This window comes from Brachybacterium squillarum M-6-3 (genome assembly GCF_000225825.1).
In the GTDB taxonomy this organism is placed as follows: domain Bacteria; phylum Actinomycetota; class Actinomycetes; order Actinomycetales; family Dermabacteraceae; genus Brachybacterium; species Brachybacterium squillarum.
Genome location: NZ_AGBX01000006.1, coordinates 272,411 through 286,000 on the forward strand (window position 1 = coordinate 272,411; position 13,590 = coordinate 286,000).

The following is a 13,590-nucleotide window of genomic DNA, read 5'->3' on the forward strand; positions in this document are numbered from 1 at the left end:
GTCGCGGGGTCACCGCACGTTGTGTGTCGATCACGAGGAGCAGCCGACGTGAACAACCCCGCCCCCGCCGCCGTCGTCGTCCTGGCCGCCGGCGCCGGGACCCGGATGCGGTCCCGCACCCCCAAGGTGCTGCACGAGATCGGCGGGCGTTCCCTGCTGATCCACGCGCTCACCGCCGCCGAGGGCGCCGGCCCCGCCGAGCTGGTGGCCGTGCTGCGGCACGAGCGCGAGCGGGTCGCCGCCCACCTTGCCGACCACGCCCCCGAGGTGCTGATCGCCGATCAGGACGAGATCCCCGGCACCGGCCGCGCCGTCCAGTGCGGACTGGGCAAGGTCACCGCCACCGAGGGCACCGTGCTGGTCACCTACGGCGACGTGCCCCTGCTGGACCCAGCCACCCTGCGCGGCCTGGTCGCCGCCCACGAGGAGGCCGCCGCCGCGGTCACCGTGCTCACCGCGACCGTGCCCGACCCCACCGGCTACGGCCGGATCCTGCGCTCCGAGGACGGCGCCGAGGTGCTCGGCATCGTCGAGCACAAGGACGCCACCGACACCCAGCGCGAGATCGTCGAGATCAACTCCGGCATCTACGCCTTCGACCTGGCCGTCCTGCGCGACGCCCTGGACCGCATCACCACCACCAACGCCCAGGGCGAGATGTACCTGACGGACGTGCTGTCCATCGCCCGCCAGGACGGACGCTCCGTGCGCGCCGTCGTCACCGACGACCAGATGATGGTCGAGGGTGTCAACGACCGGGTGCAGCTCGCCCAGCTCGGCGCCGAGATGAACCGCCGCATCCTCGAGGGCCACATGCGCGCCGGCGTCACCGTCGTCGACCCCGGGTCCACCTGGATCGACGCCGATGTCTCCATCGGCCAGGACGCGATCATCCGTCCCTGGGTGCAGCTGCACGGCGCCACCGACATCGGCGAGGAGGCCGAGATCGGCCCCGAGACCACCCTCACCGACACCGAGGTCGGCCCCGGCGCCTGCGTCGTGCGCACCCAGGCGACGCTCGCCGTGATCGGCAAGGACGCCTCCGTCGGCCCCTTCTCCTACCTGCGGCCCGGCACCGTGCTCGGCACGAAGGGCAAGATCGGCGGCTTCGTCGAGACCAAGAACGCGCAGATCGGCGACGGTACCAAGGTGCCGCACCTGAGCTACGTGGGCGATGCGGAGATCGGCGAGGGCACCAACCTGGGCGCCGGCACCATCGTGGCCAACTACGACGGCGTCACCAAGTCCCGCACCACCGTCGGGTCTCACGTCCGGGTGGGCGCCGACAGCGTGCTGGTGGCCCCGGTGAGCCTCGGCGACGGCGCCCACACCGGCGCCGGCACCGTGGTGCGCAAGGACGTCCCGCCCGGGGCGCTGGCCGTGAACGCCTCCGCCCAGCGGAACATGGAAGGATGGGCCCTGCGACGCCGCGCGGGGACCGCGGCCGGTGAGGCCGCACGGGCCGCACTCGGCGAGCACGCCCCCGGTGATGCCGCATCCGGATCCGGTGCCCAGGAGAGCAAGGAGCACGAGCAGCGATGAGCGGAATCGTCACCACGGGGGAGAAGCGGCTGGTCCTGGCCTCGGGCCGGGCGCACCCCGTGCTCGCCCAGCAGGTCTCGGAGGAGCTCGGAGTCGAGGTGCTCCCGATGGACGCCTGGGACTTCGCGAACGGCGAGATCTACGTGCGCTACGGCGAGTCCGTGCGCGGCTCCGACGCCTTCGTGCTGCAGTCCCACCCGGCTCCCATCAACACCTGGCTGATGGAGAACCTGATCATGATCGACGCGCTGAAGCGGGCCTCCGCCAAGCGCATCACCGCGATCGCCCCCAGCTTCCCCTACGCCCGGCAGGACAAGAAGCACCGCGGCCGCGAGCCGATCTCCGCCCGCCTGGTCGCGGACCTCTTCGAGACCGCCGGCGCCGACCGCATGATCTCCGTGGACCTCCACGCCCCCCAGGTGCAGGGCTACTTCAAGCAGCCCGTGGACCACCTGATGGCGCTGCCGATCCTCGCCGACTACGTCTGGAAGCACTACGGCACCGAGGACATCGCCGTGGTCTCCCCGGACGCCGGCCGCATCCGCGTGGCCGAGCAGTGGGCCAAGAAGCTCGGCGGCGTGGGCCTGGCCTTCGTGCACAAATCCCGTGACCCCAAGCGGCCCAACCAGGCCGTCGCCAAGCGCGTGATCGGCGACGTCTCCGGCAAGACCTGCATCCTGGTGGACGACATGATCGACACCGCCGGCACCATCGTGCAGGCCGTCGAGGCGCTCAAGGCCAACGGCGCTTCCTCCGTGGTGGTGGCGACCACCCACCCGATCCTCTCCGACCCCGCCTCGGACCGCCTGCGCGCCGCCGGGGTGCGCGAGGTGATCTGCACCAACACCCTGCCGATCCCCGAGGAGAAGCAGTTCGAGGGCCTCACCCAGCTCTCCATCGCACCGCTGCTGGCCCGCGCCATCCGCGCGGTCTTCGACGACGGCTCGGTGACCAGCCTCTTCGACGGCGAGGTCTGACCCGCCCCGCCCGGCGCCGATCTGAACCCGGACAGCACGGGACCCCGCGACCCTCGGGTCGCGGGGTTCCCTCGTCCGGGACGAGCGCGGCGGTTCGGATCGGCTCAGATCAGCCAGGGGGCCTTCGCGCCGACCGTGCGGCGCCAGGTCTTCCCGAGGCCCAGGTACTGTCCGGCGCCGACACCTGCCAGGGCCAGCATCAGCACACCCATGATCACGTGGTCGTCGATGATCGGGTTGGTGGTCATCGGGAAGGCGGCGAGGTACATCAGGCCGTACATCGCGGCGCCGGAGACGGCGGCGATGCGCATCCCGATGCCCAGCAGCAGGGCCACGCCGATGCCGAGCAGGCCCGCCATGAACAGGATGTCCACCAGCGGGTTCAGGCCCAGGAGGAACTCCCACAGCCCGGCGAAGGGGTTGCCGCCCTCGATCGAGCCGCCGAGGAAGCCGGTGGTGGGGGAGCCGCCGCGGATCCAGGCGTTCTCCGCCGGGGTGGCGTAGCCCAGCCCGAAGGTCTTGTCCAGGAACGCCCACAGGAAGTAGAAGCCCAGCAGGATCCGCACCAGGCCCAGCAGGGTCAGGCCCCAGCGGCGGGGTGCGGTGGTACCGGTGGTGCCGGTGGTGCTCTGCGCGGCGGTGGTATCGGTGGTCATTGGGGAGACCTTTCATCGGGGCGGTCCCGGGGATGGCTGCGGGGTCTCCGCGAGGAGCCGGGAACCGCGAGGGGGATGTGCGTCCTGTCACCACCGTCCTGCTCCCCGCGACCCCCTCCTGACCGGGACCTTCGGCTCCATCAACGCAGGTCGGAGCCGGTTTTGTCCGACCCCGGGTCCCGTCGCCCGGCCGTCGGGGCGTGCTAGCATCGCGCAGTCACTTCGGCGAGGGGACGGATCCGTCCGTTCCGTGATCGACGCGGTGCGGTTCCCCGGGCGCTCCCGGGTGCCGTGGTCCTGCTCGACGCCGATGCCCGACCACCACCCGTCACCGAGGAGAACCCCCATGGCCGAGAAGCTGAACGTCGAGCTGCGTGAGGAGTTCGGCAAGGGCGCCGCCCGCCGTATCCGCGCCGAGCACAAGATCCCCGCCGTCCTGTACGGCCACGGCGAGGACCCCGTGCACCTGATCCTGCCGGGCCACGAGACCGCCCTGGCGGCCCGCAACGCCAACGCCCTGCTCGAGCTCGAGCAGGCCGACGGCACCAGCAACCTGGCCCTGATCAAGGAGATCCAGCGCCACCCGCTGTCCCGTACCCTGACCCACCTGGACCTCATCATCGTGAAGCGCGGCGAGAAGGTCGAGGTCGACATCCCGATCTCCGTCAACGGCGAGCCGGTGGCCCCCGCCATCTCCGTGCTCGACCTGCAGACCCTCACCATCTCCGTGGACGCCCTCAAGGTCCCCGAGGTCATCGAGATCGACGTGGAGGGCACCGAGGAGGGCCACCAGGTCTTCGCCGGTGACGTCACCCTCCCCTCCGGCGTCGAGCTGGTCACCGATCCCGAGCTGCTCGTCGTCGCGATCCAGATCCCGCGCGTCGAGGAGGAGCCCGAGGACGAGGAGACCGAGGGCGAGGACGCCGAGTCCGCCGAGGAGGGCTCGGAGGAGTCCGAGGGCTCCGACGAGGAGGAGTGACCTCCCGCTGAACCCCTGTGACGCGCGGGAGCGGCACCGCCCGCGACCGATCCGTCACTCCCGCCTCCGGGGCGTCGCGCACCGCGCGGCGCCCCGGTAGGTTTCTCGGGGCCGTCCGCGAGGCCGGCCCGCCGCGCCGTCGTCGCCACACCGTCCCCCCGTTCGCCGAGGAGCAGCCCGTGACCAGCATCGATCGCACCCCCGGCACCCACCTGGTGGTGGGCCTCGGCAACCCCGGCCCGAAGTACGCCGCCACCCGGCACAACGTCGGCCAGATGGTGCTGGACCACATCGCCTCCGCCGCCGGCGCCCGCTTCTCCGCGGCCCGCCGCGCCCAGGCCGTCGTCGTCGAGGGCCGCCTCGGTCTGCCCGGCGCCGACGAGCGCGTGGTCCTCGCCGAGCCGACCACCTACATGAACACCTCCGGCGGTCCCGTGAAGGCCCTCGCCTCCTACTACGACATCCCTCCGGAGCGGATCGTCGTCGTGCACGACGAGGTCGACATCCCCTTCGACACGATCCGCGTCAAGCGCGGCGGCGGCGAGGGCGGCCACAACGGCCTGCGCGACATCACGAAGGCGCTCGGCACCAAGGACTACCTGCGGGTGCGGGTCGGCGTCGGCCGTCCCCCAGGCCAGCGCGACACCGCCGACCACGTGCTGGCCCCCTTCACCACCACCGAGCGCCGCTCCCTGGACCTGCTCGTCTCCGACGCCGCCGACGCGGTGGAGCAGCTGGTCCTCGAGGGCCTGCTCGCCGCCCAGCAGCGCTTTCACGCGAAGGACGCCCGATGAGCACCCCCTCCCAGACCCCTGCCGCCCCGCTCGCGCCGCTGCTCGAGCAGGTCTCCCGCACCTCCGACCTGGAGCGCATCCGCGCCCTGGTCGCCGAGGGCGCCGAGACCGGCGAGGGCGGCAGCATCGTCGCCGCGACCGGCCTGTTCCCCTTCGCGATGGCCGACCTGGCCCGCCGCGCCACCCCCGAGCAGCCACTGGTGGTCATCACCCCCACCACCCGCGCCGCCGAGGACGCCCGCGCCGCGCTCTCCGCGCTGGTCGGCACCGAGCACCTGGCCGAGCTGCCCGCCTGGGAGACCCTGCCCCACGAGCGGCTCTCCCCGCGTGCGGACACCGTCGCCCGCCGCCTGGCCACCCTGCGCCGCATCGCCCACCCCGAGTCCGAGCAGGGCGTGCACGTGCTGCTGATGCCCGTGCGCTCCCTGCTGCAGCCGATCGCCGCCGGCCTCGGCGACCTGGTGCCCGTGCGCGCCGCCGTCGGCGACACCTACCCGCTGGAGGACCTCGAGCGGGACCTCGTCGACGCGGCCTACGCCCGCGTGGACATGGTCGAGCGGCGCGGCGAGTTCGCCGTCCGCGGCGGCATCCTCGACGTCTTCCCGCCCACCGAGCCGCACCCGCTGCGCGTGGACCTCTTCGGCGACGAGATCGACGACGTGCGCTACTTCTCCGTCGCCGACCAGCGCTCCCTCGACCCGGCCCCGCACGGCCTGGACGCCCCGCCCTGCCGCGAGATCCTGCTGACCGAGGACGTGCGCCGCCGCGCCGGGGAGATGGCCGAGCAGCTGCCCGGTGTCGACGAGATGCTGCGCCGCATCGCCGCCGGCATCGCCGTGGACGGCATGGAGTCCCTCTCCCCGGTGCTGGTGGAGCGCATGGAGCAGGTCGCCGACGTGCTCCCCTCCGGCACCCGCTTCCTGCTGTTGGACCCCGAGCGGGTGCGGGCCCGCGCCGAGGAGCTGGTGGCCACCACCGACGAGTTCCTCGCCGCGGCCTGGTCCTCCGCCGCCGCCGGCGGGGGCCTGCCCATCGACGTCGGCGCCGCCAGCTTCGTGCCACTGGACGAGGCCAAGGGCCACGCCCGCGAGGGCGGCCGCCCCTGGTTCACCCTGGCCGCCTTCGGCCTGGACGCCGACGTGGACCTGAGCACCTCCGCCCGCACCCACCCCGGCTACTCCGGTCGCCCCGCCGAGGCCGCCCGCGACCTCGAGCAGCGCCGCCGTGACGGCTGGTCCGTGGTGGCCACCATGACCGGCTCCGGCAGCGCCCGCCACGCCGCCGAGAACCTGAGCGCCGAGGGCCTGCCCGCCGTCTTCGCCGCCCAGCTCGAGGGGCCCGTCGAGCCGGGGGAGGCCGTCGTCACCGTCGGCCCCTTCCCCGAGGGCCTCATCGACGAGGAGGCCAAGCTGGTGCTGGTCTCCGAGCGGGACCTCACCGGCAAGTCCGGCGCCCGCCGCGGCGAGGAGCGCAAGATGCCCTCCCGCCGCCGCAATGTCGTGGACCCGCTGCAGCTCAGCCCCGGCGACCACGTCGTCCACGCCCACCACGGCGTCGGCCGTTTCGTGGAGATGACCAGTCGCACCGTCGGCACCGGCGCCAAGGCCACCACCCGCGAGTACCTCGTCATCGAGTACGCCGCCTCCAAGCGCGGCCAGCCCGGCGACCGCCTCTACGTGCCCTCCGACCAGCTCGACCAGGTCACCAAGTACGTCGGCGGCGAGGAGCCCGCCGTGAACCGGATGGGTGGGGCGGACTGGGCCAAGACCAAGTCCCGCGCCCGCAAGGCGATCCGCGAGATCGCCGACGAGCTGGTGCGGCTGTACTCCGCCCGGCAGTCCGCCCCCGGCCACGCCTTCGGCCCCGACACCCCCTGGCAGCGGGAGCTCGAGGACGCCTTCGAGTTCGTCGAGACCCCCGACCAGCTCTCCACCCTGGACGACGTCAAGGCCGACATGGAGAAAACCGTCCCGATGGACCGGCTGATCCTCGGCGACGTCGGCTACGGCAAGACCGAGGTCGCCGTGCGCGCCGCCTTCAAGGCCGTGCAGGACGGCAAGCAGGTGGCGGTGCTCGCCCCCACGACGCTGCTGGCCCAGCAGCACCTGGACACCTTCACCGAGCGCTACACCGGCTTCCCCGTCACCGTGCGGGGCCTGTCGCGCTTCCAGCCCGCCGCGGACTCCGAGCGCACCGTCGAGGGGCTGCGCACCGGCGAGGTCGACGTCGTCATCGGCACCCATCGCCTCCTCACCGGGCAGGTGCGCTTCAAGGACCTGGGCCTGCTGATCGTCGACGAGGAGCAGCGCTTCGGCGTCGAGCACAAGGAGACCCTCAAGGCCCTGCGCACCGACGTGGACGTGCTGGCCATGTCCGCCACGCCGATCCCGCGCACCCTGGAGATGGCCGTCACCGGCATCCGCGAGATGTCGATCCTGGCCACCCCTCCGGAGGAGCGCCACCCCGTGCTCACGTACGTCGGCGCCCAGGAGGACAAGCAGGTCACGGCCGCCATCCGCCGCGAGCTGCTGCGCGAGGGCCAGGTGTTCTACATCCACAACCGGGTGGAGGACATCGACCGGGTCGCCGCGCACCTGCGGGAGCTGGTGCCCGACGCGCGCGTGGCCGTCGCCCACGGCAAGATGAACGAGGCCCAGCTGGAGCGGGTCATCGTGGACTTCTGGGAGCGGGAGTTCGACGTGCTGGTGTGCACCACCATCGTCGAGACCGGCCTGGACATCGCCAACGCCAACACCCTCATCGTGGAGAACGCCGACAAGTTCGGCCTCTCCCAGCTGCACCAGCTGCGCGGCCGGGTGGGCCGTTCCAGCGAGCGCGCCTACGCCTACTTCCTGTACAACGCCACGAAGCCGCTCACCGAGACCGCGCACGACCGGCTCACCACCCTGGCCACCAACACGGACCTGGGCGCCGGCATGCAGGTGGCGATGAAGGACCTGGAGATCCGTGGCGCCGGCAACCTGCTGGGCGGCGAGCAGTCCGGCCACATCGCCGGGGTGGGCTTCGACCTGTACGTGCGGATGGTGGGGGAGGCCGTGGCGGCCTTCCGCGGCGAGTCCACCGCGCCCGAGAAGGAGATCCGGGTGGAGCTGCCGGTGGACGCCCACCTGCCCCACGACTACATCGGCTCCGAGCGGCTGCGGCTGGAGGCCTACTCCAAGCTCTCGGCGGTGCGCAGCGAGGACGAGATCGCGCAGATCCGCGCCGAGCTCACCGATCGCTACGGCGAGCCTCCCGCTCCGGTGCAGCTGCTGCTGGACGTGGCCGCCTTCCGTATCGCCGCCCGTGCCGCCGGGATCGACGAGATCCAGGCGCAGGGCAAGATGATCCGCTTCGCCCACCTGGAGCCGGCCGACTCGGTGGCCATGCGGATGAAGCGCCTGTACCCGGGCACGATGCTGAAGCCGGCGCTGCGCCAGGTGCTGGTGCCGCGGCCCACCACCTCCCGCTTCGGCGGCACCGAGCTGCGCGACCAGGAGCTGCTGGCCTGGGCCCGTGAGGTGATCGGGGTCCTCGTGCCCGCCTCCGCGCCGGTAGCCTCCCAGGCGTGAGCGAGCCCGCAGCCGACCCCCGCCCCGATGCCGCCCCGCCTCGTGGGCAGGAGCTGCTGCGCGCGGTCGCGGTGATGGAGGCGCTGCGGGCGCCGGACGGGGACGCCTGGACCCACACCCAGACCCACGCGTCCCTGGCCCGCTACCTGCTGGAGGAGACCCACGAGGTGCTCGAGGTGATCGAGGACCCCGCCGCCCACGGCCCCGGCGCGCTCGCCGACGAATTGGGCGACCTGCTGTTCCAGATCCTCTTCCATGCCCGCCTCGGCGAGGAGGAGGACCCGGCCTGGGACGTGGACACGGTCGCCCGCTCCTTCGTGGCGAAGATGGAGCGTCGCAACCCCCACGTCTTCGGGCCCGAGCGGGACGCCGCGCTCGCCGACCCCGGCGACGTGGAGGAGATCATCGCCCAGTGGCACGCCGTGAAGGCCGCGGAGAAGGCGGAGACGGCGGCGGCTGCCGCAGCAGAGCAGGATCCCTCCGATCCCTGGTCCGCGGGCATCCCGGCCCGGCTGCCCGCTCTGCAGCGCGCCGCGAAGATGGTCCATCGCGCCCGCTCCGCCGGTCAGCTCGACCAGCTCCTCGCCGCCGCCGACCGTGCTGCCGCTCCCGACCCGGACGAACTGGGACGGGCGCTGCTGGACCTCGTGGTCGCGGCCGAGGCGCAGGACGTGGACCCCGAGTCCGCCCTGCGCTCCCTCCTCACCCGCCTCGGCCCCCTCGCCCCGCGCTGAGACCTGGCGTCAGGTGCACCACCATCGCCATATACGCGACGAGGGTGCACCTGACGCCAGGTCTCAGCGCCGAGCCCGCTGCCCACAGCTCGGCCCACCCGCGATCGGCCCACCGCCTCCGGCCCAGACGCCCGCGGCCCAGCCCCGCTACCCCGCGCCCACCTCTCTGCCCCCGAGCCCACCGCTCCCGCGCCCCACACACCTGGCCCCCGCGGTGGCTGGGGCCCACCACGTCTGTGTCGGATAGCGCCCCTCCATCCAGCATGGGCGTGACGCACCCCGGGAGGGTCGGTGTGCGGTCGAGGCAGCGGGAGCGCACGCCCCGTACCCGCCACCGCCGCCCCCTTCCAGCCGCCGCCACCCCGCTCCCGCCTTCGCCACCTCGCGCCGCCCCGCCGGATCCACCCCGGGCACGCGCTGAGAAAGGGACGTGGGTGTGCAGCCAGCGCCTCAGGAGCGGTCGCTGCACACCCACATCCGTTGTTCCGTCATCTCCGGCGTCCCGGGCGCCGCAGGTGGCGTCGGCGTGGCGCGGATCGGCCCGCTCCCCACGGGACACCCGTCCCTGCGCGGACGCCGCCCGCAGCGCCTAGACTGTCCGCGGACGGTCAGCGCCGACCGGCCATGATGATCGTCATTCGATGGAAGGAACAGCACATGGCAGCTCTGATCGATGCCGTCCACGCCCGCGAGATCCTGGACTCCCGCGGCAACCCCACCGTCGAGGTGGAGGTGCTGCTGGACGACGGCACCTTCGCGCGCGCCGAGGTTCCCTCGGGCGCCTCGACCGGCGCCTTCGAGGCCGTCGAGCGACGTGACGGGGACAAGGGCCGTTACCTGGGCAAGGGTGTCGAGCAGGCCGTCGCGGCCGTCATCGACGACCTCGGCCCGGCGGTCGTGGGCCTGGACGTGCAGGAGCAGCGAGCCCTCGATGCCGCGATGATCGCGCTCGACGGCACCGAGAACAAGGGATCCGTGGGCGCCAACGCCATCCTCGGCGTCTCCCTCGCGGTGGCCAAGGCCGCCGCGGACTCCGCCGGGGTCCCCCTCTACCAGTACGTCGGCGGCCCCAACGCCCACGTGCTGCCCGTGCCCATGATGAACATCCTCAACGGCGGCTCCCACGCGGACTCCAACGTCGACATCCAGGAGTTCATGATCGCCCCGATCGGCGCGGACTCCTTCCGTGAGGCCGTGCGCATGGGCGCCGAGGTGTACCACCAGCTGAAGTCCGTGCTCAAGGAGCGCGGCCTGAACACCGGGCTGGGCGATGAGGGCGGCTTCGCCCCCAACCTGGACTCCAACCGCGAGGCCCTGGACCTCATCGTCGAGGCCATCGAGAAGGCCGGCTACACCCCGGGCAAGGACGTCGCCCTCGCCCTGGACGTCGCCGCCTCCGAGTTCTTCGAGGACGGCGCCTACACCTTCGAGGGCGCCAAGAAGTCCTCCGAGGAGATGAGCGCCTACTACGCGGAGCTCGTGGACGCCTACCCGCTGGTCTCCATCGAGGACCCGCTGGACGAGGACGACTGGAGCGGCTGGGAGACCATCACCACCCAGCTCGGCGACAAGGTCCAGCTGGTCGGCGACGACCTGTTCGTCACCAACCCGACCCGTCTGGGCCGCGGCATCGCCGAGGGCGCCGGCAACGCGCTGCTGGTGAAGGTGAACCAGATCGGCTCCCTGACCGAGACCCTCGACGCCGTGGAGCTCGCCCACCGGGCCGGCTTCAAGGCCATGATGTCCCACCGCTCCGGTGAGACCGAGGACACCACCATCGCCGACCTGGCCGTCGCCACCAACTGCGGCCAGATCAAGTCGGGCGCCCCCGCCCGCGGCGAGCGCGTGAACAAGTACAACCAGCTGCTGCGCATCGAGGAGGAGCTGGACGAGGCGGCGGTGTACGCCGGCGCGTCGGCCTTCCCGCGCTTCTCGGCCTGAGGCGGTAGCCTTCGGGCATGACCTCCAAGCGACCGGGCGCCCCGCGATCAGCGAGGCGCCCGGTTGCTGCGTCCGGGGGCCGACGCCCCGCGGCGCGACCCACCGCCCGCGGCACCTCCAGCCGCTCCAGCGGCCCCTCCTCGCGTGGGAGCTCCTCGCGCTCCGGGGCCTCCTCGCGCGGCCCCGCCGCGGCCGCCCGGCCCCGCAGCGCCGGCGCCCGGCAGCCCGGCTCCGACGGCCCGGGGATCACCCTCACCCGCCGCACCCTGGTGCTGGTCTCCCTGGTCGTGGTGGCGCTCGCCGCCCTGGTCCCGACCGTGAACTCCTACGTCGCCCAGCGCCAGCAGCTCGCCGCGCTGCGCGAGGAGGTCGCCCAGCAGGAGGCCGACGTCGAGGCCCTGCAGGAGCAGGTGGACCGCTGGGAGGACCCGGCCTTCGTGGCCGCCCAGGCCCGTGAGCGCCTGCTGTTCGCGATGCCGGGGGAGACCCAGTACCGCCTCACCGACACCTCCGGCCAGGAGGTGCCCCTCACCGAGGAGCAGCAGGCCGCGGAGGCCGCCGCCGAGGGCGAGTGGTTCGCGACCCTGTGGTCGAGCGTGGAGGCCTCCAGCCAGCTCACCGCCGAGGACATCCCGGACGAGACCGGTGCCGACTCCCCGGAGGACGAGGGCGAGGAGGACCCGGTCGAGGAGATCACCACCGACGCCCCCGAGACCGACGAGGACACCGCCGAGTGACCACCACCCCCGCCGCCGACGACCCTCGGACCGCCGGCGCCCCCGGATCCCCCCTGCCTCCGCTGCCCTTCGAGAGCCCCGCGACGGCGGAGGACCTCGCTGTGATGCGCGAGCAGCTCGGCCGCGACATGCGCGGCGTCGTCTCCATCGCCCGGCGCTGCGGCTGCGGCCGCCCGGCCGTGGTGCGCACCCGGCCCCGCCTCGAGGACGGCACCCCCTTCCCGACCTCGCTGTACCTGACGCTGCCCTGGCTGACGCTGGACATCTCCCGCATCGAGGCCACCGGCACGATGGCCGAGCTGACCGCGCGCCTGGACGATGACGAGGAACTGGCCGCCGCCTACCGGAGCGCCCACGAGCGCTACATCGCCCGCCGCGAGGAGCTCGGCACCGCCGCCGAGGTGGACCACGTCAGCGCCGGCGGCATGCCCAGCCGCGTGAAGTGCCTGCACGCCCTCGCCGGCCAGGCCCTCGCCGAGGGCCCCGGCATCAACCCCGTGGCCGATGAGGTGCTGGCCACCATCCCGGGCGCCGCCCCGGAGCTGGTGTGCCGCTGCGCCGAGGACGCCACCGACACCGTGGGGGAGACCCGATGAGCCCGACCGTCGCCGCCATCGACTGCGGCACCAACTCCATCCGTCTGCTCATCGCCCGTCGCGACCCGGACACCGGGGCGATGGTGGACCTCGAGCGGGAGCTGGAGATGGTGCGGCTGGGCTACGGCGTGGACCGCACCGGCCGCTTCGACCCCGCCGCCATCGAGCGCACCCTCGACGCGGCCCGCCGCTACGCCGAGCTCATCGCGCGGCACGGCGTCACCGAGCTGCGCTTCGCGGCCACCTCCGCCACCCGCGATGCCGCCAACCGCGACGAGTTCATCGCGGGCATCCAGCAGATCCTCGGCGTCACCCCCGAGGTGATCAGCGGGGAGGAGGAGGCGGCGCTGTCCTTCCGCGGCGCCGTGAGCACCCTGGACGGGCTCCCTGCCGGTCCGCGCCTGGTGGCCGACATCGGAGGCGGCTCCACCGAGCTCGTGATCGGCACCGAGGAGCCCACCGCCCGCATCAGCATGGACATCGGCTCCGTGCGGCTGACCGAGCGCCATCTGCACTCCGACCCGCCCACCGCGGAGGAGATCGCGGAGGCGACCGCCGACATCGACGCGATGCTGGAGGAGGCCTTCGCGCGGCTGCCGATCCCCGAGGCGGAGGCGATGATCGGCGTGGCCGGCACCGTGACCACCGTCACCGCCGTCGCGGAGGGTCTGACCGCCTACCGCCCGGACGTGACCCACGGCGCGGACCTCTCCCTCGCGCACGCCATCGGCACCTGCGAGCGTCTGCTGGCGATGAGCCGCGAGGAGCGCGCGGCGCTGGGCATCATCCATCCCGGCCGCATCGACGTGATCGGCGCGGGAGCCCTGATCTGGGCAACCATCCTGCGTCGGGTGGGGGAGGCCGCCGGGATCGACCGCGCCCGCACCAGCGAGCACGACATCCTCGACGGCCTCGCCCTGGACGTGCTGGACCGCGCCGAGGCCCGCGCAGACCGGGACTGAGGTCCCGTTGCCTGCCCGGGACGGGGTGCTGTGACCTGGCTCTCCCTCGTCCGCAGGGTGCACAGGTTTTGGCGGTCGGGCCGGGACCGACCTACCCTGG

General features: G+C 73.1%; 11 protein-coding genes. 10 read left to right on the forward strand and 1 reads right to left on the reverse strand.

Annotation, left to right across the window (positions count from 1 at the left end):
* Positions 1-48: 48 nt before the first annotated feature.
* Complete coding sequence (glmU, locus tag OM98_RS09080; RefSeq protein WP_010534307.1) at positions 49-1,542, forward strand: bifunctional UDP-N-acetylglucosamine diphosphorylase/glucosamine-1-phosphate N-acetyltransferase GlmU; 1,494 nt, start codon at positions 49-51, stop codon at positions 1,540-1,542.
* Positions 1,539-2,519: a ribose-phosphate diphosphokinase gene (locus OM98_RS09085; protein ID WP_010534308.1), complete on the forward strand. Its 981-nt coding sequence runs from the start codon at positions 1,539-1,541 to the stop codon at positions 2,517-2,519. The genes glmU and OM98_RS09085 overlap by 4 nt, the downstream gene beginning before the upstream one ends.
* A gap of 104 nt (positions 2,520-2,623) precedes the next feature.
* On the opposite strand, the gene OM98_RS09090 is transcribed toward OM98_RS09085, so the two are convergent.
* Positions 2,624-3,175: a hypothetical protein gene (locus tag OM98_RS09090; RefSeq protein ID WP_010534309.1), complete on the reverse strand. Its 552-nt coding sequence runs from the start codon at positions 3,173-3,175 to the stop codon at positions 2,624-2,626.
* A 346-nt stretch (positions 3,176-3,521) separates the two neighbouring features.
* On the opposite strand from OM98_RS09090, the gene OM98_RS09095 reads away from it, so the two are divergent.
* From OM98_RS09095 to OM98_RS09130, 8 genes are all read left to right on the forward strand, one after another.
* Complete coding sequence (locus OM98_RS09095) at positions 3,522-4,154, forward strand: 50S ribosomal protein L25/general stress protein Ctc (protein WP_010534310.1); 633 nt, start codon at positions 3,522-3,524, stop codon at positions 4,152-4,154.
* 179 nt (positions 4,155-4,333) lie between these two features.
* The gene (gene pth / locus OM98_RS09100; protein WP_010534311.1) at positions 4,334-4,948 is read left to right on the forward strand and encodes an aminoacyl-tRNA hydrolase; all 615 of its coding nucleotides are present in this window, start codon (positions 4,334-4,336) and stop codon (positions 4,946-4,948) included.
* Positions 4,945-8,520, forward strand: coding sequence for a transcription-repair coupling factor (gene mfd, locus OM98_RS09105; RefSeq protein ID WP_010534312.1), 3,576 nt, complete (start codon positions 4,945-4,947; stop codon positions 8,518-8,520). Before pth ends, mfd begins: the two co-directional genes overlap by 4 nt.
* Positions 8,517-9,254 (forward strand): MazG nucleotide pyrophosphohydrolase domain-containing protein, encoded by a 738-nt coding sequence (locus OM98_RS09110; RefSeq protein WP_050812658.1) that lies wholly within the window; start codon positions 8,517-8,519, stop codon positions 9,252-9,254. The genes mfd and OM98_RS09110 overlap by 4 nt, the downstream gene beginning before the upstream one ends.
* Positions 9,255-9,911: 657 nt before the next feature.
* Positions 9,912-11,195: a phosphopyruvate hydratase gene (eno, locus tag OM98_RS09115; protein ID WP_010534314.1), complete on the forward strand. Its 1,284-nt coding sequence runs from the start codon at positions 9,912-9,914 to the stop codon at positions 11,193-11,195.
* 17 nt (positions 11,196-11,212) lie between these two features.
* The gene (locus tag OM98_RS09120; protein ID WP_010534315.1) at positions 11,213-11,932 is read left to right on the forward strand and encodes an FtsB family cell division protein; all 720 of its coding nucleotides are present in this window, start codon (positions 11,213-11,215) and stop codon (positions 11,930-11,932) included.
* A complete protein-coding gene (locus OM98_RS09125) occupies positions 11,929-12,528 on the forward strand; it encodes a DUF501 domain-containing protein (protein ID WP_010534316.1) in 600 nt (199 codons plus the stop codon). The genes OM98_RS09120 and OM98_RS09125 overlap by 4 nt, the downstream gene beginning before the upstream one ends.
* Positions 12,525-13,490, forward strand: coding sequence for a Ppx/GppA phosphatase family protein (locus OM98_RS09130; protein ID WP_010534317.1), 966 nt, complete (start codon positions 12,525-12,527; stop codon positions 13,488-13,490). The genes OM98_RS09125 and OM98_RS09130 overlap by 4 nt, the downstream gene beginning before the upstream one ends.
* Positions 13,491-13,590: the final 100 nt, after the last annotated feature.